Annotated in this window: 24 protein-coding genes; 12 read left to right on the top strand and 12 right to left on the bottom strand. The window is 70.5% G+C overall.

Translation table 11 applies throughout. The annotated features are described in order from the left end of the window. Positions 1–5 precede the first annotated feature (5 nt). From ACQP1K_RS07070 to ACQP1K_RS07060, 3 genes are all read right to left on the bottom strand, one after another. Positions 6–2,291 (bottom strand): FtsX-like permease family protein, encoded by a 2,286-nt coding sequence (locus ACQP1K_RS07070; protein WP_433500066.1) that lies wholly within the window; start codon positions 2,289–2,291, stop codon positions 6–8. Further along, positions 2,284–3,033 carry an ABC transporter ATP-binding protein gene (locus ACQP1K_RS07065; protein ID WP_433500065.1) on the bottom strand — a complete coding sequence of 250 codons (750 nt, stop codon included), beginning with the start codon at positions 3,031–3,033 and terminating at the stop codon, positions 2,284–2,286. The genes ACQP1K_RS07070 and ACQP1K_RS07065 overlap by 8 nt, the downstream gene beginning before the upstream one ends. A gap of 154 nt (positions 3,034–3,187) precedes the next feature. Further along, complete coding sequence (locus ACQP1K_RS07060) at positions 3,188–3,694, bottom strand: PadR family transcriptional regulator (RefSeq protein ID WP_433500064.1); 507 nt, start codon at positions 3,692–3,694, stop codon at positions 3,188–3,190. 206 nt (positions 3,695–3,900) lie between these two features. Here ACQP1K_RS07060 and ACQP1K_RS07055 point away from each other — a divergent pair, with 206 nt between their 5' ends. The 6 genes from ACQP1K_RS07055 to ACQP1K_RS07030 all read left to right on the top strand — a co-directional run bounded on the left by ACQP1K_RS07055 (position 3,901) and on the right by ACQP1K_RS07030 (position 10,054). Further along, positions 3,901–5,169 (top strand): ABC transporter substrate-binding protein, encoded by a 1,269-nt coding sequence (locus ACQP1K_RS07055; protein WP_433500063.1) that lies wholly within the window; start codon positions 3,901–3,903, stop codon positions 5,167–5,169. A 3-nt stretch (positions 5,170–5,172) separates the two neighbouring features. After that, a complete protein-coding gene (locus ACQP1K_RS07050) occupies positions 5,173–6,504 on the top strand; it encodes an ABC transporter substrate-binding protein (RefSeq protein WP_433501505.1) in 1,332 nt (443 codons plus the stop codon). Positions 6,505–6,517: 13 nt separating this feature from the next. After that, positions 6,518–7,966 carry an ABC transporter permease subunit gene (locus tag ACQP1K_RS07045; protein ID WP_433500062.1) on the top strand — a complete coding sequence of 483 codons (1,449 nt, stop codon included), beginning with the start codon at positions 6,518–6,520 and terminating at the stop codon, positions 7,964–7,966. Beyond that, positions 7,963–8,853 (top strand): carbohydrate ABC transporter permease, encoded by an 891-nt coding sequence (locus ACQP1K_RS07040; protein WP_433500061.1) that lies wholly within the window; start codon positions 7,963–7,965, stop codon positions 8,851–8,853. The genes ACQP1K_RS07045 and ACQP1K_RS07040 overlap by 4 nt, the downstream gene beginning before the upstream one ends. A 148-nt stretch (positions 8,854–9,001) precedes the next feature. After that, on the top strand, positions 9,002–9,682 hold the full coding sequence (locus tag ACQP1K_RS07035; protein ID WP_433500060.1) for a uracil-DNA glycosylase: 681 nt from the start codon (positions 9,002–9,004) through the stop codon (positions 9,680–9,682). A 24-nt stretch (positions 9,683–9,706) separates the two neighbouring features. Then, on the top strand, positions 9,707–10,054 hold the full coding sequence (locus tag ACQP1K_RS07030) for a hypothetical protein (protein WP_433500059.1): 348 nt from the start codon (positions 9,707–9,709) through the stop codon (positions 10,052–10,054). A gap of 17 nt (positions 10,055–10,071) precedes the next feature. On the opposite strand, the gene ACQP1K_RS07025 is transcribed toward ACQP1K_RS07030, so the two are convergent. Next, positions 10,072–10,830 (bottom strand): LysE family translocator, encoded by a 759-nt coding sequence (locus ACQP1K_RS07025; RefSeq protein ID WP_433500058.1) that lies wholly within the window; start codon positions 10,828–10,830, stop codon positions 10,072–10,074. Positions 10,831–10,966: 136 nt separating this feature from the next. Here ACQP1K_RS07025 and ACQP1K_RS07020 point away from each other — a divergent pair, with 136 nt between their 5' ends. After that, complete coding sequence (locus ACQP1K_RS07020) at positions 10,967–12,304, top strand: PLP-dependent aminotransferase family protein (RefSeq protein WP_433500057.1); 1,338 nt, start codon at positions 10,967–10,969, stop codon at positions 12,302–12,304. On the opposite strand, the gene ACQP1K_RS07015 is transcribed toward ACQP1K_RS07020, so the two are convergent. Continuing rightward, complete coding sequence (locus ACQP1K_RS07015) at positions 12,258–13,232, bottom strand: nucleoside hydrolase (protein WP_433500056.1); 975 nt, start codon at positions 13,230–13,232, stop codon at positions 12,258–12,260. The genes ACQP1K_RS07020 and ACQP1K_RS07015 overlap by 47 nt on opposite strands. 140 nt (positions 13,233–13,372) lie before the next feature. Here ACQP1K_RS07015 and ACQP1K_RS07010 point away from each other — a divergent pair, with 140 nt between their 5' ends. The 5 genes from ACQP1K_RS07010 to ACQP1K_RS06990 are packed head-to-tail and all read left to right on the top strand — an operon-like array spanning position 13,373 to position 17,130. Further along, positions 13,373–13,900: an RNA polymerase sigma factor gene (locus tag ACQP1K_RS07010; protein WP_433500055.1), complete on the top strand. Its 528-nt coding sequence runs from the start codon at positions 13,373–13,375 to the stop codon at positions 13,898–13,900. Continuing rightward, entirely contained in the window at positions 13,897–14,793 is an 897-nt protein-coding gene (locus tag ACQP1K_RS07005; protein WP_433500054.1) for a zf-HC2 domain-containing protein, read from the top strand. Before ACQP1K_RS07010 ends, ACQP1K_RS07005 begins: the two co-directional genes overlap by 4 nt. After that, positions 14,790–15,632: an ABC transporter ATP-binding protein gene (locus tag ACQP1K_RS07000; protein WP_433500053.1), complete on the top strand. Its 843-nt coding sequence runs from the start codon at positions 14,790–14,792 to the stop codon at positions 15,630–15,632. The genes ACQP1K_RS07005 and ACQP1K_RS07000 overlap by 4 nt, the downstream gene beginning before the upstream one ends. Continuing rightward, positions 15,629–16,459 carry a hypothetical protein gene (locus tag ACQP1K_RS06995; RefSeq protein ID WP_433500052.1) on the top strand — a complete coding sequence of 277 codons (831 nt, stop codon included), beginning with the start codon at positions 15,629–15,631 and terminating at the stop codon, positions 16,457–16,459. Before ACQP1K_RS07000 ends, ACQP1K_RS06995 begins: the two co-directional genes overlap by 4 nt. Further along, positions 16,456–17,130 (top strand): hypothetical protein, encoded by a 675-nt coding sequence (locus ACQP1K_RS06990; protein ID WP_433500051.1) that lies wholly within the window; start codon positions 16,456–16,458, stop codon positions 17,128–17,130. Before ACQP1K_RS06995 ends, ACQP1K_RS06990 begins: the two co-directional genes overlap by 4 nt. 1 nt (position 17,131) lies before the next feature. Here ACQP1K_RS06990 and ACQP1K_RS06985 read toward each other — a convergent pair whose 3' ends face one another. The 7 genes from ACQP1K_RS06985 to ACQP1K_RS06955 form a co-directional block, all read right to left on the bottom strand. Then, positions 17,132–18,016, bottom strand: a complete 885-nt coding sequence (locus tag ACQP1K_RS06985; protein WP_433500050.1) for a hypothetical protein — start codon at positions 18,014–18,016, stop codon at positions 17,132–17,134. A 103-nt stretch (positions 18,017–18,119) separates the two neighbouring features. Then, positions 18,120–19,250, bottom strand: a complete 1,131-nt coding sequence (locus tag ACQP1K_RS06980; protein ID WP_433500049.1) for an acyltransferase family protein — start codon at positions 19,248–19,250, stop codon at positions 18,120–18,122. Positions 19,251–19,379: 129 nt separating this feature from the next. Next, entirely contained in the window at positions 19,380–19,670 is a 291-nt protein-coding gene (locus ACQP1K_RS06975; protein ID WP_433500048.1) for a DUF397 domain-containing protein, read from the bottom strand. After that, a complete protein-coding gene (locus ACQP1K_RS06970; protein WP_433500047.1) occupies positions 19,661–20,440 on the bottom strand; it encodes a helix-turn-helix domain-containing protein in 780 nt (259 codons plus the stop codon). Before ACQP1K_RS06970 ends, ACQP1K_RS06975 begins: the two co-directional genes overlap by 10 nt. Before the next feature lie 195 nt (positions 20,441–20,635). Continuing rightward, a complete protein-coding gene (locus tag ACQP1K_RS06965; protein WP_433500046.1) occupies positions 20,636–21,703 on the bottom strand; it encodes a hypothetical protein in 1,068 nt (355 codons plus the stop codon). Beyond that, positions 21,682–22,773, bottom strand: coding sequence for a transporter substrate-binding domain-containing protein (locus ACQP1K_RS06960; protein ID WP_433500045.1), 1,092 nt, complete (start codon positions 22,771–22,773; stop codon positions 21,682–21,684). Before ACQP1K_RS06960 ends, ACQP1K_RS06965 begins: the two co-directional genes overlap by 22 nt. A gap of 92 nt (positions 22,774–22,865) precedes the next feature. Further along, on the bottom strand, positions 22,866–23,540 hold the full coding sequence (locus ACQP1K_RS06955; RefSeq protein ID WP_433500044.1) for a hypothetical protein: 675 nt from the start codon (positions 23,538–23,540) through the stop codon (positions 22,866–22,868). Positions 23,541–23,783: the final 243 nt, after the last annotated feature.

Below are 23,783 nucleotides of genomic sequence, written 5' to 3'. Positions count from 1 at the left end.
CCGGCTCAGCGGGCCGTGACCGGGATCCGAGCCCGGGCGGCCCGGCGGGCGGGGATCAGCGCGACCAGGAGGGCGGCGCCGATCGCTATGCCGATCGCCGCGGCGAGCATTCCCGGGGTCGGCGCCCGGCCGATCCCGGCGCCGACCCCGCTGTGCCGTCCCTCCATGTCGATCAGGGCCCGCGACCACAGCGCCCCGGCGCAGGCGCCGGCGAGCACCCCGACCACGGCGAGCAGACCGGTGCCGGTGACCAGCGTGGCCATGACCTGGCGCGGAGTGAGGCCCATCGCCTTGAGCACGGCCAGGTCGAGCACGTGGTCGCGCAGGCCGAGCGCGCCGGCGGTCAGCAGGTTGGCCAGGCCGATCAGGGCCAGCACGACCACGAGCGCGACGATGATCACACGGATCACCGCGAGCCGGTCGGCCGGGTTCACCGCCTGCGCGACCTCCAGGCTCTGCGCCTGCAGCCGGGCCCGCGCCTCCCCCGGGTCGGCCCCCGGCCGCAGAACCAGGGCGTAGAACCGCGGCGGCACGGCGTCCTTGGCCGCCAGGCTGTCGATGCCGAGCGAGAGCACCTCGCCGTCCTGCTCGGGCTCGATGACCCGGCCCACGATCCGCACGATCAACGGAGTGCCGCCGACCGTGATGCGGATCCGGTCCCCGATGCGCGCGCCGAGAAGGTCGAGCAGGCCCTGTCCGGCCACGGCCTCGCCGCGGTCGCGGAACATCCGCCCCTCCGCGACGGGGAAGGGATAGGGATCGGCCGAGGTGCCCAGCGCCCGGGTGCGTACCGTCCTGGTCTGTCCGGGCACGAGGGCGTCGAGCTCGGCCCCCGGGTAGGCGGCGACCACGTCGCGCTCGGCCATCACCCGGACCCGTGTCTCCTTCGCCGTCAGGTCGCCGGGCCGTACGGTGAGGGCCGCCGCCTGGCCCACGCTCTCGGGATGCCGGATGAAGTCGTCGAGCGTCGCCCAGCAGCCGAGCCCCACAGAGATCATCATCATCGGGATCGCCACCCCGCAGACCGTGAGCAGCGCCGGCGTCCGCCGGGTGAACGCGTCGCGCGCGCCGAGCACCAGCGCGGGCGGCAGCCGTACGAGCAGCGCGAGCCGGGCCAGCCGCGACAGCCGCCCCCGGGGCGGCGCTGCCGGGGCCGCGGGCAGGGGCGGGGTACGGCCGCCGCGCCGGGCCGGCAGCCAGACCGCCACCAGCACGACCACGACCGTGCCCGCGATGATCGCGAGATGCGGACCCGGGGACAGCGGCACCACGACGGTCTCGCGCAGCGCGTACGCGGTGATCAGCCAGGCGGCGACCACGCCGAGCGCGACGCCGGCGAGTCCCAGCGCGCCGTGCTCCACCAGCAGCACGCGGGTGACCTGGCCGCGGGTGAACCCGAGCGACTTGAGCGTGGCGAGGTCGCGTAGCTGGGTGAGGACCCGGCCGCCGGCGACGTTGGCGAGCGCGAGCGCGGCGGCGACCAGGCCGGCCACGCCGAACAGCCCGAGCAGCAGGCCGAGCAGCCGGTTGTCCAGCTCCATCGCCGCCCTGACCTCCCGCCACGTGGTGACCCGCTGCACCTGCCCGCGGAGGGTGGAGACGGCCCGCTGCACGATGAGATCGGTCAGGGCGGGATCCGACAGCCGCAGGCCGGTGACGGTCTCGGTGCGGCCGGGGGCGGGCTCGACCGTGGTGAGCGTCTGCCCGAGCGTCCAGGCGAGGCCGGGCGCCCATTCCGGGTAGAAGCCGTGATCGCCGCTGTCCGCGAGCCCGGCGACGGTGAGCGTGTGCGTGGCGCCGTTCAGGCCGGTGACGGTGAACGGGCTGCCCGGCCGCAGGCCGAGCGCGCGGGCGAACGACCGCTCGACCACCACCCCCTCCGGACGGCGTACATCGAGCCAGCGGCCCTCGCGGAGCAGGGGGCGGGCGACCGTCGGAAGCGCGGCGGGCGCCTCCTGCAGCGAGATCGGCACCTTGCGGCCGCCGTCGACGAGAGCGGCGGGGGCGCTGTGGTACGGCCCGGCGACGTCGCCGACGCCGTCGAGGCTCTTGAGCGCGGAGACGTCGGGGACGGCCTTGGTGTGGAGCCAGATGTGGGCGCCGCGGCCGCGCTCGAACAGGCCGCGCCAGGGATTGGTGCCGTCCTCCAGGAGGGTGGCCGCGGCGATGAGCGCGGCGACGATCCCGGCCACCGTGAGCACGGTCAGCAGCGCCTGCCCCCGGCGGGCCCGCAGGTCCGCCCGGATCCACCTCCCCTCGGCGCCCCTCCACACGCCCATGGGACTAGCCACGCAGCTCCACCACGTCGCCCGCCGTGCCGCCCGGGCGGCGGCGCCGTGTGGTGACGGCCCCGTCGTCGACGATCTCGCCGTCCAGCAGGCAGACCACCCGGTCGGCCAGGCCGGCCACACGCGCGTCGTGGGTCACCAGCACGATCGTCTGGCCCTGGCGGTGGACCCGGCCCAGCAGCCTGAGGACGTCGCGGGTGTTGCGGCTGTCCAGGTTTCCGGTCGGCTCGTCGGCCAGGAGCAGCCTCGGCTGGTTGGCGAGCGCCCGGGCGAGCGCGACGCGCTGCTGCTCCCCGCCGGAGAGCTGGGCGGGCGCTGCCGCGGCGCGATCGGTCAGGTTCAGCTCGCCGAGGAGGTATTCGCGCCGTTCGCGGGCGTGCCTGGGCGACGCGCCGCCGAGGAGCGCGGGCAGCTCCACGTTGTCGGCCACCGTCATGTTGCTCACCAGGTTGAAGAACTGGAAGACGAACCCGATCTTCTGACGGCGCAGCACGGCCCAGCCGCTCTCGGAGAGCGTGTCGGCGCGCTTGCCGTCCAGCCAGATCTCGCCGCTGGTGCGCGTGTCGAGGCCGCCGAGCAGATGGACGAGCGTCGACTTGCCCGACCCGGACGGTCCCATGATCGCGACGAACTCGCCGGGCTCGACGGCGAGGTCCACACCTCGCACGGCCGGTACGGGAAGCCCGCGTCCGGACTGGTAGATCTTCACCAGGTTGACCGCCCGGACCACGGGTGCCGTGGTCATGGCGTTCGCCCCAACTGCAAGATCACGTATGGCATAGTCGCAGGTGGGAGGGGTGTGCTGCGAGTTTCTGCAAGATCACGACAGGTGGGAGCGCCGGTCACGGCGTTTTCTGCGAGCATTCGCAAGATCACGGTGGGGGTGGGGGTGGAGGGCATTACGGGAGTTCCTCCTGGCAGCGTTCGAGCCAGTCGAGGTCGGCCTGCAGGTGGAGCATGGCGCCCTCGATGAGCAGGAGGGACACGCGGTTGCCGGGATCGGTCCGCTCGGCCAGCTCGTCCAGGTCCCTGATCAGCGCCAGGTAGTGACGGCGCTGCCGGTTGATCAGCGCCATCCGGTCGGACAGCCCGGTCATCGGGGCCAGCACGAGCTTCATGAAGAACTCGTCGCGGACCCGGGGGCCCTCGGTCGGTTCCTCCACCCAGGTCAGCAGCGCCTCCCGGCCGGCGGCGGTGATGTAATAGACCTTCTTGTTCGGCCGGTTGGACTGCTCGACACCGACCGACCGTACGTACCCGTCCTTCTCCAGCCGCCCGAGCGTCACATAAATCTGGCCGATGTTCGGCGAAGGATACGCACTGCCGAAGATCGCCTCCAGCGCCTGTTTGAGTTCGTATCCATGGGCAGGTTCCTTCGCAAGGAGCGCCAGCAGCGACTGCCGCACGCGCTCACCCCCAGCCGTCGGAAAGCAGTTACCGGAGCGTTATCGGCCTCAGCGTTGACTCTCACATTATCGCTATGCATAACATGCATGCATCTACCTAACATGTATGTAAGACCAATCGTCTGAGCACCGATCGCGGCCGGCGCCGAGAGGCCGGCATCCGGCAGATCCCCGTTCGGAAGATCCGCAAGACACATGGAGGCCATGTGGTTCGCCGAGCCGTCACCCTGCTGGCCGCTCTGCTCGCGGCCGGATGCGCGGGGTTCGCGGACACGGCCGCCGGCGGATCGGCGGGGGACGGGACCGGTGGCACCGGGCCGATCACACTGGCGATCGGCCGGGACACCACCGCTTATCTGAGGCCGCTGCTGGAGCGGTGGAACCAGGCGCATCCCGACGAACCGGTGACGCTCCTGGAGCTTCCGGAGGCGGCCGACGAGCAGCGTGCCCAGATGGTCGCCAACCTGCAGGCCCGCAGCGACGTGTACGACGTGCTCGGGCTCGACGTGGTCTGGACGGCGGAGTTCGCCGACGCCGGCTGGATCGTGCCGCTCGACCGCAGCCAGTTTCCGCTGGACAAGATGCTCAGGGGGGTCGCCGACACGGCGATCTACCACGACCGGCTGTGGGCCGCGCCGTACGTGAGCAACGCGGGCCTGCTCTACTACCGCTCCGACATCCTCAAGAAGGAGCGGCTGAAACCGCCCAGGACCTGGGCGGAGCTACGCGATCAGGCCCGACGACTGGGCGCGAAGTATCAAATCGGGGGGTATGCCGGGCAGTTCCTCCCCTACGAGGGGCTGACCGTGAACTTCGCGGAGGCCGTGCGGTCCGCGGGCGGATCGATCCTCAGCCCGGACGCCCGCGGCGTCACCCTGGATCTCGGCACCGCGCGCACCGCGCTCGACTTCCTCGTCGGCGGCGTCGAGGAGGGATGGATCCCCCGCGAGGCGCTGACGTACAAGGAGGAGGAGTCCCGGCTCGCCTTCCAGGAGGGGCGGCTGCTGTTCGCCCGCAACTGGCCGCACGCGTACGGCCCGGCCACGCATTCCGAGCTCGCCGGGAAGTTCTCGGTGACCAGGCTGCCCGGACCGGACGGCCCGGGGTCCAGCGCGCTCGGCGGGCTCAACCTCGCGATCAGCGCGTACTCGAAGCGCCAGAAGACGGCGCTCGACTTCATCCGCTACTTCACCGGCCCGGAGATCCAGCGGCTCGTGCTCACCGAGGGGTCCTTCCCCCCGGTCCGGGCCGAGCTGTACGACGATCCTGAGCTGATCGAACGCTTTCCTTACCTGCCCGTGCTGAAGGAGTCGATCCTGTCGGCACGGCCGCGGCCGGTCACCCCCGACTACAACCAGGTCAGCCTGGTGATCTCCAGCACCGTGTCCACGGCGCTGACCCTCGGCACACCCGTTGACGAAGCCGTCGCCGACCTGAAACAGGGGCTCGGCGAGGTCATCCACCCCGGAGGATAGATGATGCGCAAACTCCCCATCCCGATCGCACTGCTCGCTCTCGCCGCCGTGGCGTGCGGCGGTGGCGCCGGAGACGAGCCCGCCGGCCAGGCGAGCGCCTCCAGCGGCGGCGACGCCGCCGCGGCCGCCAAGCCGCTGGAGGGCGTCTCGATCGAGGTCGCGGCCAAGTGGACCGGCGACGAGCAGTCCAACTTCGAGCAGGTCCTCAAGGCGTTCCAGGACAAGACGGGCGCCTCCGTGACCTACGCCTCGACGGGTGAGGACACCGGCGCCTACCTCGGCCCCCGCATCCAGGGCGGCAACCCGCCGGACATCGCGATCCTGCCGCAGCCGGGCCTGGTCCAGCAGTACGCCGACGAGAACGCGCTCAAGCCGCTGTCCGCCGAGGTGCAGGCGCAGATCGACCAGAACTACACGCCGTACTGGAAGGATCTCGGCTCGGCCAACGGCCAGGTGTACGGCGTGCTGGTCAAGGCCGCGCACAAGTCGCTCATCTGGTATCGCCAGAGCGCGTTCGACGACGCCGGGGCGCAGCCGGCCACGAGCTGGGACGATCTGATCGGCAAGACCGCGCAGACGCTGTCGGACTCCGGCATCGCGCCGTTCGCGCTGTGCGGCGCCTCCGGCTGGACGCTCACCGACCTGTTCGAGAACGTGTACCTTTCCAGCGCCGGCCCGGAGAACTACGACAAGCTCTCCAAGCACGAGATCCCGTGGACGGACCCGACCGTGACCACGGCGCTGGAGAAGATGGCGCAGATCTTCGGCAAGAAGGAGTTCATGCTCGGCGGCTCGTCCGGCGCGCTGCAGACCGACTTCCCGACCTGTGTCACCCAGGTCTACGGCCAGAAGAAGGCCGCCATGGTCATCGAGGCCGACTTCGTCGCAGCCTCGGCGACCCAGTCGGGCGCGAAGATCGGCGAGGACGCCAAGATCATGCCGTTCCCGAAGGTCGGCGACACCGAACCGGTCGTGCTCGGCGGCGACGTCGCGGTGGCGCTGAAGGATTCCAAGGGCGCGCAGGCGCTGCTGGAGTTCCTGGCCTCCAAGGAGGGCGGCGAGATCTGGGCCAAGCTGCCCGGCTACCTGTCCCCCAACCGTAACGTCTCGCCCGACAACTACCCCGACGACCTGACAAAGCAGCTCGCCCAGACGATCATCTCGGCCGGCGAGTCGGTCAGGTACGACATGTCGGACCTCGCGCCCAGTGCCTTCGGCGGCACGGACGGCAAGGGCGAGTGGAAGCAACTGCAGGACTTCCTGCGCAATCCGTCCGACGTGAAGGGCGCGCAGGAGAAGCTCGAGGCGGACGCGGCCAAGGCGTTCAAGAAGTAGTGGGAGGAAGGCCGTGACCGAACGGCTCGACGGCCCGCAGGCCTCCGGCGGCGGCGAGACCTCCGCCGCCGGGGCCTCCCCCGGCCAGACCGACCCGCCAGAGACGACCCCCGCGGAGACGACCGCCGCGGTGAAACCCCCCGTGGAGACCCGCACCGGGAGGGTACGGGCACGGCTCGGCCCCTCGCCGACGCTGGCGGTGCTGTTCCTGCTGCCCGCGCTGCTCCTGCTCGGCGTGTGGATGGTCTACCCCGTCATCTATTCGATCTTCCGCAGCCTCTACGACGCCCCGGGTGAGCGCTTCGTCGGGCTGGGCAACTACACATCGATCTTCACCGACTCCGCGACGCTGACGACGATCAGGAACAACATCATCTGGGTCGTGGTGGCCCCGCTGGTGGTGACGGTGCTCGGGCTCATCTTCGCGGTGCTGACCGAGCGGATCCGCTGGGCGACCGCGTTCAAGCTGGTTCTGTTCATGCCGATGGCGGTCTCCCTGCTCGCCGCCGGCGTCATCTTCCGGCTCGTCTACGAGCAGGACCCGGACAAGGGCGTGGCCAACGCCGTGCTGACCACGGTCCACGACACGTTCTCCTCCGGTCAGGGCTATCCGGGCGCACGACCACGCGACAACGACCAGGCGCCGGCGGTCGCACAGGAGGACGGCACTGTGACGCTCCGGCAGCCGGCCGAGCCCGGCCAGACGGTGCTGATCCCGCTCGTCGGCCTGCCGCCGGACTCGGTCGAGGACGCGACGCCGGCGAAACCGGCGGCGGCGCCGCCCGGCGACGGGATCGGCGGCACCGTCTGGCTCGACGTCGTGCGCGGCGGCGGCGGCACGGTCAACCAGGTCGACGGGCAGGAGAAGGGCCTGGAAGGCCTCACCGTCGAGGCGGTCTCCGGCGGCCAGGTCACCGCGACCACGGAGACGGCGGCCGACGGCACCTTCCGCTTCACCGGCCTGCCCGCCGGGTCCTACACCGTACGGCTCCCGCAGTCGAACTTCGCGGCGCCGTTCAACGGGCTGACCTGGCTGGGCCCGACCCTGATCACTCCGGCGATCATCGGCGCCTACATCTGGGTGTGGGCCGGGTTCGCGATGGTGCTGATCGCGGCCGGGCTGTCGGCGGTCCCCCGGGACGCGCTGGAGGCGGCCAGGATCGACGGCGCGACCGAGTGGCAGGTGTTCCGCCGGATCACGGTGCCGCTGCTCTCGCCGGTGCTTCTCGTCGTCTTCGTCACGATGATCATCAACGTGCTGAAGGTCTTCGACCTGGTGTTCATCATCGCTCCGGGCTCGGTGCAGCCCAACGCCAACGTGATCGCGCTGGAGATGTGGCGGGTGTCGTTCGGCGGCGGCAACCACCAGGGTCTGGGAAGCGCACTCGCGATCTTCCTGCTGGTGCTGGTGGTGCCGTTCATGATCTTCAACATCCGCCGGTTCAGGAGGGACGAGCGATGACAACGCTTGCGACCGAGCCGCGGCAGGCGGCCGGGATCGAGCGCGGCCTCGCCGGTCGCGTCGTCGACCGGATCGGCGGCGGCGTGGTCCAGGTGTTCCTGGTCCTCGTCGCGGTGTTCTGGCTGGTGCCCACGCTGGGGCTGCTCATCGTGTCGATGCGCGACGAGACCGCCAACAACTCATCCGGCTGGTGGACGCTGTTCACCAAACCGGCCGAGATCACCTTCGAGAACTACTCGAACCTGCTGGCCTCCGGCTTCACCTCGTCGTTCTGGAACACCGTCCTGATCACGGTCCCGGCGACCTTGCTGATCATCGCCATCGCGGCGATGGCCGCCTACGCGTTCGCCTGGATCGACTTCCCCGGCAGGGACACGATCTTCCTGCTCGTCATCGCCCTGCTGGTGGTGCCGATCCAGATCGCGCTGATCCCGATCGCCAAGCTGTACGGAACGCTCGAGATCTTCGGCTCGATCGTCAGCGTGGTCCTTTTCCACGTCGCGTTCGGCCTGCCGTTCGCCATCTTCCTGCTGCGCAACTTCTTCGTCGGCATCCCGCGCGAGCTGCTGGAGGCGGCCAGGATGGACGGCGCACCGGAGTGGCGGATCTTCGCGACCGTGGTGTTCCCGCTGGCCAAACCGGCGGTCGCGTCACTCGGGATCTTCCAGTTCCTGTGGGTCTGGAACGACCTGCTCGTCGCCCTCGTCTTCGCCGACAGCGGGAACCAGCCGATGACCAAGGCACTTCAGTCTCAGATGCGACAGTTCGGCACCAACGTGGACATCCTCGCCCCGGGGGCCTTCCTGTCGCTCATCATCCCGCTGGTGCTGTTCTTCGCCTTCCAGCGGTACTTCGTCCAGGGCCTGCTCGCCGGATCGGTGAAGTAGGGCGCGGGCGGGGTAAGGCACGGTGCGGTAAGCCCGGTCAAACGGCCCAAGCACATCGGATGCCCGCTTTACGGGGGTAAGCGGGCATCCGATCTTTATTTCCCGTCCCTGCCGTACGGCACGCCAAAAGCCGATAGAGTGCCCGACCATGGCAGGACGTCCGTTGCACGAAGTCGTGGAAGCCGGTTGGGCCGAAGCCCTCGAACCCGTCGCGGGGCGGATCGCCGCAATGGGCGACTTCCTCCGGCAGGAGATCGCGGACGGACGCCAGTACCTTCCCGCCGGGTCACAGGTGCTCCGCGCTTTCCAGCAGCCGTTGAGCGAGATCCGCGTGCTGATCGTCGGGCAGGACCCCTATCCCACCCCCGGCCACCCCGTCGGCCTCAGCTTCTCCGTCGCCCCCGACGTGCGCCCGCTGCCGGGGAGCCTGGTCAACATCTTCAAGGAGTACACGGCCGACCTCGGACATCCGGCGCCGTCCAACGGCGACCTCACCCCCTGGACGGAGCAGGGTGTGCTTCTGCTCAACAGGGTGCTGACGGTGATGCCGGGCAAGCCGGCCTCCCATCGGGGCAAGGGCTGGGAGGAGGTCACCGAGCAGGCCATCACGGCGCTCGTCGCGCGCGGCGGCCCGCTGGTGGCCATCCTGTGGGGTCGCGACGCCCGCAACCTGCGGCCCATGCTCGGCAGCGCCGTACCATGCATCGAGTCCCCGCACCCGAGCCCGCTGTCCGCGCGCAGCGGGTTCTTCGGCTCCCGGCCGTTCAGCCGGGCCAACGAACTGCTGGAGCGGCAGGGCGCCGCGCCGGTCGAGTGGAAACTGCCCTGACGTCTGCCGATAGGATCAATCACCATGAGCGATGCAACGGACACGGGACGCTACCTGCGCCTCACCGTCGACCTGGTGGTCGAGGTCCTCGATGTGGACGCGCTGCAGGCGGCGGCGCTGGCCGAGATCCGCAACCCGGAGGCGGAGCTTGACGACGCCGAGCGCCAAGAGCAGATCGAACTGGTCGGCTCCGACGAGACCGGCGCCGCGGCGTTGCAGTGGCTCATCGAGCCCGCCCACGTGCTCGGCCTCGTCGAACACGTCCAGGAGGTGGAGCCGAGGGAGGCCATGCTGGGCGTCGAGCCGTCCGAGGGCATCCTCGATGAAGAGGAAGAACACGACCACGAGGGTCCCGACGACCACCTGCTCTGAGCGTTCTCGCCGCCGCGTCACCGGCGCGGCGGCGGTGCGTTCCGCGTGATCCCGGGCACGGTCGCGGCGGTCGGCCCGTCGAGGTGCCGGACACCTCCCGTCCGGCCCGTCGACTCCACCGCGGCGTGACCGGGCCGCGGAGCACCTCCGCCGGTGTCGAGGGCGAGCGTCAGGGCGAGCACTCCGAGCATGCTCCCCATCACGGTCCGCTGGGCACGCAGCCAGACGGGCCGCCGCGCCAGGAAGCCCGCCACGCCGCCCGCGGCCAGCACGATCGACAGGTTCACCGAGGCCGCCACCGCTATCTGGAGACCGCCGAGGGCGATTCCCTGGAGCAGCACGTTCCCTTTTCCCAGGTCGATGAACTGCGGAATGACGGAGATGTACAGGATCGCTATCTTCGGATTGAGCAGATTCGTCATCAGGCCCATCGCGAAAAGGCGGCGCGGCGGATCGTCGGGCACCTCCCGTACGGCGAAGACCGACAGGCCGCCCGGCCTGACGGTCTTCCAGGCGAGCCACAGCAGATAACCGGCTCCCGCCAGCCTGATCACGGTGAGGATGTCCGGCAACACGCCGAACAGCGCCGCCAGCCCGAGGTTCGCACCGACCAGGTAGACGAGGAATCCCGCCACGACGCCGCACAGGGAGATCATCCCGGCCCGGCGTCCCTGACCGATGCTCCGCGAGACCAGATACATCATGTTCGGGCCGGGAGACAGCACCATTCCCAGCGCTATCGACACGACGCCCAGGATCGCACTCCACTCGACCATCGACGTCGTCCCCTTCCGCGACGCGCCCCACGATTTCCTCAGCGTATTCTTCGAGCCCATTCGAGTGCAATATTCAATATTGCACTCGGTGCAATTCTGTGTTTGGATTGCTTTCGCGGCTACCGAGGAGATGTCGATGGAGAGCTACCGGCAGATCGCCGACGAGGTGGCCGCGCAGATCGCCGCCGGCCGGCTGCGACCGGGCGACCGGCTGCCTCCCCAGCGGGACTTCGCCCGGCGGCACGGCATCGCGGCCTCGACCGCCGCCCGTGTGTACAAGGAGCTGAATCGCCGCGGCCTGACGGTCGGCGAAGTCGGCCGCGGCACCTTCGTGCGGGCCTCGGCCCGGCACCCCGCGCCCGCGCTCGCCGAGCCCAGCGGCAGCAGGATCGATCTCGAACTCAACCATCCCGTCGTGTCCGGGCAGGCGGGTCTGCTCGGTGACGCCATGAGACCGCTGCTGCGACCGGACGTCCTGCTGTCGTCCATGCGGCCGATCGGCGCGGCGGGGACTCCACTCGCCCGCGACGTCGTCGTCGACCTGGTCGCACGCGGAGGCTGGCGGCCGGACCCGGCGCCGGTGCTCTTCGCCGGCAACGGCCGTCAGGCGATCGCGGCCGCCGTCGCCGCGCTGGTCCCCCCAGGCGCACGGCTGGGCGTCGAGGAGCTCACCTATCCGGTACTCAAGTCGATCGCCGGCCGGCTCGGGGTCACCCTCGTCCCCCTGGCCGTCGATGAGGCCGGGCTGGTCCCCGACGCGGTGACGTCCGCCGCGCGCAAGGCTCCGCTGAAGGCGATCTATCTTCAGCCGACGCTGCACAACCCGCTGTCACTCAGCATGCCCGTCGAACGGCGGGCCGAGCTCGCGGGCGTACTCGCCCGGCTGGGCGTTTATGCGATCGAGGACACGGTCTGGTCGTTCCTCCGCGACGACCTGCCTCCGCTCGCCGCCTGGGTGCCGGAGCACACGATCGTCGTCGACAGCCTCTCCAAACGGCTCGCGCCCGGTCTGACCGTCGGATTCGCCGTCGTTCCCGAGACGCTGACGGTCGGCGTCACCGCGGCGCTGCACTCCGGAGGCTGGACGCCGATGCGGTTCGCACTGGAGGCGGCCACGCGATGGTCGATCGACGGAGTCACAGAGTCGGTGTCCCGCGGCAAGCGGCGAGACGCCGCCACCCGGCAAGAGATCGCCGCACGCCACCTGGGCGAGTTCTCGGTGCACGGCGACCCGCGTTCCTACTACTGCTGGTGGGAGCTCCCGCCGCCGTGGCGGGCCGACACGTTCGTGGCCGCGGCCGCACGGCACGGCATCGCGGTGACTCCCGCGGCCGCCTTCGCGGTCGGCGACCACCGGGCCCCGAACGCCGTCCGTCTCGGCCTCGCGTCTCCCCCGGCCGAGACGTTGGCGCACGCGCTGGCCGTTCTCAGCGAGATCGCCCGCTCCTCGCCGGACGACCACCTGGCCGAGTGAGCAGTTCGGCGTAGACGTCCCAGAACCGGTCGTGGTCCACGGCGCGCACGGTCAGGCCGTCGGCGTCCGTGGCGATCTCGGGGCGGAGGAAGACCGCGGCGGCCACCGCGTCCCAGACGAACACCCGATGGTCCGGCTCGGCCGCGAACCGCGGTCCCTCCACCGCCTCGAAAAGCCGGGTGACCGGAGTGTCCCCGGCCGCGACCACCCGTTCGTAGGCCTCCCGGTCCATGACGAGCGGGTCCGCCACCTCAAGCGGAACGACCAGCCTGCGCGGGAAGGGCGCGTCGAAGACCACCTGTGAGGCGTCGGGGTCGAACCACCGGTTGAACTCCTCGCTTTCCGCGTCGTCGCCGAGGATGACCACCTCACGGATCAGGGGCACGATGTCCGGATGGTCGCGTACGGCTCGGGCCAGGTTGGTGGCCGGGCCGAGCATGAAGAACGACACCTCGCCGGGATGCCGCCGCACCTGTTCGGCGATGAAGTCCGACGCGCGTCCCGCGGCGGGCTCGGTCGCGGCGTATCCGCCGTACGGCGGGGTGGGCAGCGAGCGGTGCGAACTCGGCCGTGGCCGGTCCAGCGCGCCCCGGTAGCCGGACCTGTCCTCCTGCCGGAGCACGGGCATGGCGGTGTCACCGGTCACCACGGGAACGCTCGCCCTGCCGATCAGTTCGAGCTGCCGCAGTGCGTGCGCGGTGCCCTCCTCCGGCCAGGTGTTGCCGCCGACCGTGGTGAGACCGAGGATCTCGACATCGGCGGCGGCCAGCAGGAACAGTGCCTGGGCATCGTCGTTGAGCTCTCCCATGTCGGCATCGATCAGTACCTTTCCGGCGCCGGGCGGTGCGTCGAGCGGCCGGGAGGTCGAACAGGCGACGGCCGCGCAGAGTACGGCCGACCCGATCAGGAGCACAAATTTGCGCATCATGTCCCACTTGTCGGCCTCTCGCCCGTTTCAGGTTCATTCGGCCGCGGAGGCTACGCTCACGAGCCGGCGTGAACCGCTCGCAGATGCCGGCGCGACAAGTGACCGAGAGACTGTCGAGACCCGGCCGCCGGGCAGGAGTGATGGACGAACACGAAAAATGGGATGACCCGCGATTGCTACGTGCGATCGCGGACGGCGACCGGCGTGCCCTGGAAGTGATCTATGCCCGGCACGCGCCGTGGTTGGTCATCCGGCTCACCCGGCGATGCGCGGATCAGGCCGTCGTGGACGAGGCGGTGCAGGACACCTTCGTGGCGATCTGGCGCACCGCGCGCACGTGGACCGGCCGAGGCGAGGTGGCCGCCTGGATCTGGGGCATCGGCGTCCGCCGGCTGCTGGACCTGCTGCGCAAGAAGCCCCACGTCATGTCCCCGACCCTGGAGCCGACCGTGGTGTCCGCCGAGGACCAGGTGCTGCTCGGGATCGAGTACGGCGAGCTGGGCAGAGCGCTGGACACGCTCTCGCCGGAACTGCGGGCCGTGGTCCAGGCGACCATCCTGGACGGCCTCACCACCCGGGAGGCGGGGAAGCTGCTCGGCATCCCCGTGGGAACCGTGAAGACGCGCATAATGCGCGCCAAGTCCCTGCTGAGGGAGGAACTGGCATGAACCAGCGCACCAACCGGCCCGGGGACGCGAACAGGGACGCGCACACGGGCACGAACAGGGACACGCGCACGGACGGGCACCCGGGCCGGCTGTCGGGCTGGCATATGGACGACGGCCTCGCGGTGGCGTACGCCGAAGGCCGCCTCTCCTCGACCACGGCCGCGTCCGTCGAGGCACATCTGCCGGCATGCGCGAGTTGCCGGGAGCTGCTCGCGCCTCGGGTACCCCAGACCCGGCTCGACCGGATCTGGTCCGAGGTCGTCGACATCGTCGACACGCCCGCGCCCGGGCCGTTCGAACGGCTGCTCCGCCTGGTCGGCGTACGCCATCACGTCGCCCGCCTGCTGGCCGCCGCGCAATCACTCCGGCTGCCATGGCTGGCGGGCGCCTCACTGGCGCTGTTCTTCGCGGCGCTCGCCGCCGGGGAGACGACGAAGTGGGGCATGATCGGGTTCCTCGCCCTGGCGCCGATCGTGCCGGTCCTCGGGGTGGGCCTGGCCTTCGGCCGGGGCGCCGACCCTGCGTACGAGATCGGGCTGGTGGCGCCGTACTCCGCGTTCAGGGTGACGCTGCTGCGGGCGGCGGCCGTGCTGATCACCTCGGTGGTGCCCGCGCTCGTCGTCGGGGTCGCCTTCCTGGGGCAGACCTGGGCGGTGGTCGGCTGGCTGCTGCCCGCGCTCGCGCTCACCTCCCTGTCGCTTCTGCTGTCCCGATGGTTCGAGCCGGTGCAGGCCGCCGCCGGGGTGTCCGCGCTCTGGCTGACCGGGGTCGTCCTGACGAACCTGCACGCGCCGAGCCTGGCGATGTTCGGCGGCGCCGAACAGCTCGCCTACCTGATCACCACTGTCGTTTCCGGAGTGCTCCTGTTCTTGGGGCGCAGGGAGTTCTCATGAACGTCGTCGTCGATGACCTGACGAAGATCTACGGCCGGAGCCGTGTGCTGGACGGTCTGTCGTTCAGCGCGGGCCGGGGCGTGACCGGTCTGCTCGGCCCTAACGGCGCGGGGAAGACCACGCTGATCCGTCTGCTGGCGACCGCGCTGGCCCCCGACGGGGGGACGATCCGGCTCCTCGGCACGGACCCCGCCAGGGAACCGGCGGCGATCCGGCGCAGACTCGGCTACCTCCCTCAGGAGACCGGCTACCACCGTGCGTTCACGGTCTTCGAATTCGTCGATTACGTGGCGATCCTGAAGGAGATGGTGGACCGGCGGGCGAGGCATGACGAAGTCCGCCGCGTCCTGGCCGAGGTCGGCCTCTCGGACGTGAGCCACAAGAAGATCCGCACCCTGTCGGGCGGGATGCGGCGACGGGTGGGCATCGCGCAGGCCCTGCTCGGCGAGCCCGCGCTGGTGCTTCTGGACGAGCCGACGGTCGGTCTCGACCCCGAGCAGCGGCTCCGGTTCAGAGAGCTGATCTCCCGGATCGGCGAGGACCGTACCGTGATCCTCTCGACCCATCAGACCGAGGACGTGGCGGCGCTGTGCGCCAGGGTGGTCGTGCTCAAGAGCGGCCGTCAGGCGTTCGAGGGGACTCCGGCCGAGCTGCGCGCCCTCGCCGAGGGCCACACCTGGCTGTCGGACCAGAAGGCCGGGATGCTCTCGTGGCGCACCGGCGACGGCCTCTTCCGCAACCTCGGCGACGCGCCGGGCGGAAGCCGCCTGGTGGAGCCGACCATCGAGGACGGCTACCTGCTGCTGCTCGGCGGCCTGCCGGAAGAGGCGACACGATGAACGACCTCACGTCTCTCGTCCGCGGCGGTGCCCGCCCGCGCATCCTGCCGACGCTCGCGCTGAACGAAAGCCGCCGGCTGCTGTGCCATCCGCTGAGCCTGCTCGGCACGGCGCTGTGGATCCTCAACGTCGCGACCACCGGATGGGACGGTCCCCGGCCGGCGTTCACCGCGCTCACCTCACCCATGACCATGTTCTGGGGAGTGCCGCTCTTCTTCGCGGCGAATCTGGTCGCCTCGGCCTCGCGCCGCGCCGGTACGGAGGAGCTCCTGAGGGTGCTCCCCCGGGGCTGGGCCGACCGGGCGGGCGGACTGTGCCTGGCCGCCTTCGCCCCGTTCCTCGCGGGTGTCCTGGGCCAGGCGGCCCTGCTGGGTCTCTACCTGGTGACGGACAACCGGCTGGAGCGATATCCGACGATCGCGGAGCTGGCGGGCGGGCCGCTCAACCTGCTCGGTGCCTGCCTGCTCGGGATCGCGGTGGCCAGGTGGCTGCCGTGGCCGGGCGCGCCGCTGCTCGTCATGGTCGCGTTGATCCGGGTGAACCAGCACCTGGACACGGCCGGCGCGGCACCCGGCGAGGAAGCCGGCCCCCTCTACCTGCTGGGCTTCTATGTCGACTTCGCGCTCTGGGGGCCCGAGCCCTTCCTCGCGCCCATGGGGTTCAGACCCGGATCCGCGGGCTGGCACGCGGTCTACCTGCTCGGCATGTGCCTGGGAGCCGCCGCCCTGGCGATGCTGGCCCGGCCCTCCCGCCGGTCGCTGTGGCTGACCGTCGGGGCGGCGGCCGTGGTCGTCTCCGCCGTCGCGGGGACGCTGACTATCCCATGAGCACCTCCTCGATCCCGATCTCGGCCGCTTCCCACGGGCCCCGACGGGCACAGTTCCGGCAGCTGGCCGGAATGAGCGGGCGGCTGACCCGGTGGCAGCCCGCGGCGCTGGTCACGGCCGTCGTGACGGTGCTGCTCGCCTGGCCGTGGGACGACGACACCTCGTGGAAAACCGGGGTCTGGTCCCTGCGTGCCATCGCGGTCCTGCTGACCCTGGGCGGCGTCTTCGCGCTGGACGACGCGGCGGCCGAGATCGTAGCGTCGTCTCCCACGACGCTCCGCGCCCGGACGATCTTCCGGATGTGGCTGACCCTCGCCTGGGCGGTCCCGGTCTGGGGTATCTCCCTTCTCGTCATGGCACCGTGGATCCCCGCCGTGTGGCTGCTCTGGTCGAGTCTGGAGTTCGCCGCGCTGCTCACCGCGGGGCTGTCGACGGCCGCCCTGGCGGCACGGCGGTACGGCCAGAGCGAGCCAGGGACGGTGGTGTCCACAGCCGTCGCCGCAGGCTTTCTGGGGATCTTCGCGCTGCCAGGACCGCTCGCCCTGTTCACCCTGCGGTCCCAGGACCTGGCGTCCGCACACATCCGCTGGGGCCTGCTGCTCGGTCTGGGAGTGGCGGTCCTGTGGGCGGCCTCCCGTGACCCCGCGCGTGGGAGGCGACGCCGGGCGTAGTTCATGCGGCCAGGAGGCCGGCGGTACGGCAGGGCCGGTCGGCGACCGCGCCGCCGAAGCCGTCCGGCGGGCCGACGCGCAGGCAGGACCGGTCGGCGGCGTCTCGCGTGAGCCGTACGCGGAAGGGCTCGCCATCGAGGTCGGGGCTGCCGGAGAACACCGCGAAATCCGCCTCGCCGATCCGCAGGTGCTCGCCGATCGTCCGGGACGAGGCGTCCGGATGACCCGTGACCCAGTCGAGGTGGCCGGTCAGCAGCCGATCGGCCACGGCGAGCAGGATGTCGACCGCGCAGAGGCCGTGCGCGCACGCGGCGCCGTCCAGCATGATCTCTGGCAAACCGAACCGGCGCAGACCCCGGCTCCTCACCCCCGGACACGAGCAGAGCCCGGCGGCGGCCGGGTCACCCGGCGGGCAGGCGGCGGGCTCGCCGGTCTCCGACGCCCAGCCCAGCCAGTCGTCGCCGAGCCGGAACTCCTGCCGCTCCCCGGGGCATTCCGGGCAGTGGGTTAAGACGGTGCGGGTGAGCGGGTCGACGATCGTCCCGTGGTAGGCCTCGGCGACCCCGCGCGCTGCCGCCCGGGCTATCTGTGCCGCCTCCGGCTGGGCGGTCACGGGGGCGGTGCTCGACACCACGATGTGGTGGCGGGCCCTGCGCACCTGTCCGCGTATCTCGTCACCGTCGAGGTCCATCCGCCGCCACGGCGACCGCGCGGCCCGGAACGCGTCCAGTTCGAGCCGTGGCGTGCCGAGCACCTCCATCGCCGCCCGCCGGTGCGGCCGCCCCATCCGCCACGGCACGATCGAGGACAGCTCTGTCGGGGTGCGTTCGGTCACGACGACGAAAACGGTCGTGGTCTCGGCCGGCACCGGATATGTGATCTTCACGGATCCTCCTCGGAACGCTTGGAGGTCCCAGACTGCGCCGATCGCATCCGGCGAATGCCGGCCGAACTCCGTTCTGTGGACAGAGACGCTTATCCACAGAGGGTCATGTGGAGAGCGGGGTCCGCGCCCTGGCCGCCGCCCGCCGGCCGAGGCGCTGGGCGGGAGCCTCGATGAGGTGGTAGGTGAGAAGGCCGAGCGGCACCAGAACGAGGAAGAACAGCGGGAGATTCGGGCTCGGCCGCAGCAGGAGCGGGTGGAGCAGATAGAGCGAGAAGCTGATCACTCCGAGGTGGGTGACCACCGGGGGGAACCGCCGGTGCCGCAGTGCGAAGGCCGCGAAGAAGAACGCGACGGCGAGCAGGAGCGCGGGCGCCCAACCGGGATCGTCCTTGGCGAAGATCCCGCAGGCCAGCACCGTCAGCACGACGCCGATGGCGGTACGCCACCGGATCGTCCCCTGCTCCGCGCGGTGGACGGCCGTGCCGGCGAACATGACGGCCAAGATGATCAATCCCTGCCAGGCGCCGATCCGGCTGCCCAGGACGACCAGCACCAGGGCGAGGACGCCGCCGCTCAACGCGGCGACCCTGCGCTTCAGTCCGCTCGCCCACGCGGTCACGACGATCGCCACGAGTGTCGCACCGCCCAGGAGCACGGCGAGCAGATCGGCTCGCCCGCTGATGAGCGCCTTGGGCAGCAGGATCCCGAGCGGCACAGCCGCCAGGGCCAGAGCCACCGCGACGGCGGCCGACCGCCGCGCCTGCCGTACCGCGAACAGCCCGACCGTCAGCAGGTAGAAGGCCATTTCGTACGACAGGGTCCACATCACGTTGACGACGGCGGGCACGCCGAGCAGTTCCTGCAGCATCGTCACGTTGCCGAGGACGACGACGGGCACGGGCCGCAGACCCAGACCGGGATGGAGATCGAACACGCCGAGGCACCCCAGCAGGAGCGCCAGCACGATGGCGGTGAGCAGCAGCGGCAGCAGGCGGAAGGCCCGGCCGATCCAGAAGGCACGGACGTCACCGCGGCGTTCCAGGGAGGCGGGAATGATGTAGCCGCTCACCATGAAGAACACGAAGACGCCCCACGTGCCGACGTCGATCCTGCCGTCCACGGCGCCCCAGACCCCCGGGATGAACGTCCAGGCGGAGTGGTGCAGTGCCACGGCCAGGGCGGCGGGGCCCCTCAGGGCGTCCAGCCAGCCCAGGCGGGAGGGAGTTGCGGCCATTGGGGTGACCTTAGTCGTGTTTCGGAAATCCTGTCCTGCCGCGCCAGGACCGGGTTTCCTCGGCACTTCCCGGGCGATCGACGCCCATCCATCCCTCGGCCGGCCGCTCCCTCCGGCCCGGTTCTCCCGTCAGGACGCGCCGGGAGCGCCCTCCAGGTCGAACTCGTCGGCCTTCACCCCCTGGATGAAGGCGGTCCACTCATCGGAGGTGAAGAACAGCTTGGGGCCGTCCGGGTCCTTCGAGTCCCGTACGGCTATCAACCTCCCCTGATCGGCCTTGTGGGCGGGGCCACTCCCGCCGTGTCCGCTCACAGGTCGAGGGGTCAGCGCGACGTGTTCGAGTTCGGTGACCTCGACGCAGTTTCCGCCGTTGTCGCCGGAAAAGCTTGATTTGCGCCAGAGCGCCCCGTTCAGGTCCATCTCTCCTCCATTGTTTTTTTGATCAATTCAAGCGACATGTTCAGCGGAAGCGCCTCGGTCCTTATGGCCTCGAAACGCTCGATCGCCGCCGAGACATCGTCCGCGTCGCTCGTCGTGATGCCACGGATGGCGGTCTCCGCGTACAGGACGTCGCACCCGTCATCCAGCGTGGCGATGACGAACCCGCCGAGCAGCCCCGAATGCATGCCCTGCGGGACGATCTGAACGCTCAGCCGCGGACCGGCCCTCGCGATCAGGTGGTCGAGCTGTTCGCGCATCACCTCCGGTCCGCCGATCGGCCGGTACAGCACCGCCTCGTCGAGGACGCACCGGAAGACCGGGGGCCGTGGATCCTTCCGGCTGAGAACGAGCTGACGGTGCAGCCGCGCCGCCAGCGCCGTCTCGTTGCCGCGCAGGACCACGCGCGCGTACGGCTCGGTCTGCAGCAGGCCGGGGATGACGAGCGGTTCGTACGTCCGCAGCGTCGTGGCCTCCTGTTCCTTGTCGCGCCACTTCCCGAACCAGGTGGGAAAGACCTGACCCTTCCGCCAGTCGAGGAGCCGATACAGCGCGCCGCCCGTCGACAGGACGTCGTCGCAGCACCGGGCGAACTCCGGGCTGGCCGGAAGCTGACCGGTCTCGACGCCGCTGATCAGGGACTCGCTGAAGTGGATCTTCTGGGCGAGTTGCGCCTGGGTCAGCCCCGACTCCTGCCGGTAGTGACGCAGCTCCCTGCCCCAGATCGCCTGTGGTGAATAAGCATCGACCACAATGCCTCCTTTGCCCGGAGTCGAGGAGCAGGGCCCCACGGCAGGGTGCGACCACGCGACCTGCCGAGCTAAAGTCGGTTCACGTAACGGGTCACCTACAGAGAGTAGTCACATCCGAGCTGTCCGTGGTCGAAACCCGAGAGTCCGGGAGCCCCAATTGAACCCGTCTCGCCGAGGCCCGCCGCACACGCCGGGTCAGGAACGCGCGCTCTCCGCCGGGCCGGGTCGCTCGGGCGCGCGACGGCCCTGGCAGCGGGGGTCGTCGGGGGTCGGGGCGCGTTCGGGGGCCAGCCAGGAGATCATGCTCTCCTCCACGTGCCATCCGTACAGGTCCACGTGGCTGTGCGGGATCTCGGCGGGGTCGGGACAGAGCGTCTGCGCGCCGAGGTGATCGTTGGCGACGAACCGCACCGTGCCCGCCGTGGACAGGAACGTGGTCGCCCGGTCGTCGACGGTGATCGTGTAGCCGACGACCACCGGAGGGAGACCGTCCTCGCCCGTCGTCTCCACGGCGACCAGCGGCAGGACCGGCACGCGGAGGAAGACCACGCCCACGACGATGGGCAGCACCAGGACGGCCAGAAGGGCGATGCCATGGCTGATCATCCAGGCGGACGCCCGCGGGACGGGGCCGGTGAGCAGCACGCTCAGACCCGGCGGCAGGGCGAGCAGCAGCAGGGCGACCGGATCCCGCTCGCGCATCGCGTCGGCGATCGCCGGAGCCAGCAGCACGTAGCAGGCCACGGCGGCCAGCAGGGGCAGGACGACGCCGACGAACCGTACGGCGGATCGGCGGTGGCCGCGTTCGCGGACGGTCAGCCCGAGGACGGCGAGGGTCAGCATCAGCAGCGTGGGCAGGAACCGCAGCTGCCAGGCGAGCAGTGCGACCGCGACGGCCACGACCAGCACCCAGTCGGGAATCCGATCGGCCGCGCGCACCAGCAGAGACGAACTGCGGGCGCTGACCAGGTAGAGGGCGCTCAGCACCCGCAGCAGCAGCACCACGGCGGGAATGATCCACATTCCGGTGATCAGGACCGAGCTGAGCAGGCCGAGCGGGCTGACGTGCTGGACGAGCAGGAGCAGCGTCTGGGTGTCCTGGCGGGCCGCGTACCAGAGCCGCAGCACCAGCAGCACCAGCGGAAACGCCGGCAGCACTGCGAGCAGCCACTCGAGGTTGCGCGGGGCCACACGGCCGCGCCGCAGACGGGGCGGGAAGTCCTCGGAGCCGTCGGCCATCGTCAGGAGACGTCTCGTTCCCACGGCCAGCGCCGTACGTCCGGTTCATCGATCGAGGGCTGCTCGGCCACCGCGACCTGCTGCCTGTCGTTGGCCTTCTGCAGCGGTGCCAGATAGGTGTCGAACGCCTTCTCCCAGCGGCGGTCCGCAGGGTCGGCGAAGGAGCGGTAGAGGGCCAGGTTCACCAGGGTGCGCAGGGCGCGGTTGCGCCCGGTGGCGATCCCCCACCGCTCGGCGGCGGCCAGCCCGATGTCGTGTGCGCGCAGCTCCTTGGGATACTTCGCCACGAATCCCGCCATGATGGCCGCGTCGGTGGTGACGGCGTCGTACTCGCCGGCGCGCATGTCGTCGACGCATTCGCTGATCCGGTTCTTCTTCCCCACGAGGGCCGCCCCGGCCTGCTGGAGTTGGTCGGCGGAGGTGGAGGCTGCGAGCGTGCACACCTTATCTCCGGCCAGGTCGCCGAGTGAGGACACGTCCTCGTGGTCACGGCGGGTGACCACCGTCTGCTCGGTCTGCAGGTACGGCTCGGACATGTGGATCTGGGCGGTCCGCTCCGCTGTGACGCTGTAGGTCGCCACGACGAGATCGACGGTCACGAACCCGCCTTCCCGGTCCATGGCCTGCATCTTGCCCCGGTCCTCGGTCTCGATGGCCAGGAACCGCACCTGACGAGGGGAGAAGCCCAGCTCAGCCGCCACCATGTAGGCGATCTCGATGTCGAAGCCCTCGTACCGGCGGGACTCCGGATTCCACCACGACACGCCGGGAGAGTCGTCCTTAACGCCGATCAGCAGCTCCTGTTTGCCGACGAGCCGGGCCTCCTCGCGCAGATCCGCCTCGGTCGGCGAGCCCGAGGCCCAGATCGTCCCGGCCGCGACCACCCCGGCCAGGGTGACCGCGGCGAGCCAGCCGGCCAGGCGCAGGGTGCGCCCCCGGTCGTCGGACGGAGGCGGGGGCACCGGCACCGCGACGGCCTCCACCGGTGGCTTACGCGCCGGCAGGGCGTCATCGTCGGCGGAATCATCCCTCGGCCCGCGCCGTAATCGCCACGCTTTCACCCGGCTCATCCGGTTCGTCCGGTCATGCGCCATCTTTATCCACCCGCCCTCGCCGTGACGTGGATCACCGATGGCAGGCTAGCGACGGTACGCCCCGGAGCGACACCGTTCGGCGATACATGACCTCAACGGGCCGGGCCACCATGGACGCGGCCTGCCCGCCACAGTTCCGCTGCGAGCCACAGTCCGCCGATCGCCATCAGCACCCCATGCGCGATCCGCATCGCGGGGGTGCCGAAGAACTGCGGGATGAACAGGGCGAATCCGGCGGCCAGCGGGATGGCACTCCACCGGGACAGCACCCCCGAGCGCCAGACGGCCACGGCCGCGATGACCGCGCCGACGCCGAGCAGCGCGAGTCCCACGGCGAACATGGCGACCGCCGCCGGGGCGTATCGGAACTGATCGACGAGGTCGATCAGCGAGGCGTCCTGCTCCCGCACCGCCCGTGCCGCGATGGCGTTGAGGCCGAAGTCCTCGGCCCCGTAGTAAGGCAGCGTGAGCCCGGCGCCCAGCCAGGTCACCACGACGGCCGGAAGCGTGAGTCGCCGGTCGAGAACGAGGTGCAGGGACAGAAGGCCCAGCGAGACGAGGATGAACCCCACCATGGCGAACAGGTGCGAGGCGACCCACGCCGCCGAGGCCATCGCGCGGGCGCCGTCCATCGTCGTCTCGTCGGCCCAGGGCCGTACCAGCGGATAGAGCAGGAACAGCACGCCGGCCGCGGCGAGGGCCGCGGCCCCCAGGCGGGCCCGGGACGTGGCGGACGCCGGGGCGATCAACGGCCGGGGCATATTCATGGAAATCTCCGATCAGTGCACACAGAGCATCTCACCACTCCACTTCGAGAGCAATGCTCTCTCTTTAGAACAGCGATGTCAACATCACCACCACCAACCCCCACCGTGATCTTGCGAATGCTTGCAGGAATGCCCTTCCACCTGCGCAAACCACTGCCGTGATCTTGCAGAAACTCGCACGCCCATCCGTTGACCAGGGCGTACACCATCCGTGATCTTGCACTGCAAGATCACGGAGGACAG

Origin of the sequence: Sphaerimonospora sp. CA-214678 (genome assembly GCF_050942215.1) — a bacterium.
Taxonomy (GTDB): domain Bacteria; phylum Actinomycetota; class Actinomycetes; order Streptosporangiales; family Streptosporangiaceae; genus Sphaerimonospora.
This window is presented reverse-complemented; position numbering and strand designations above follow the sequence as displayed.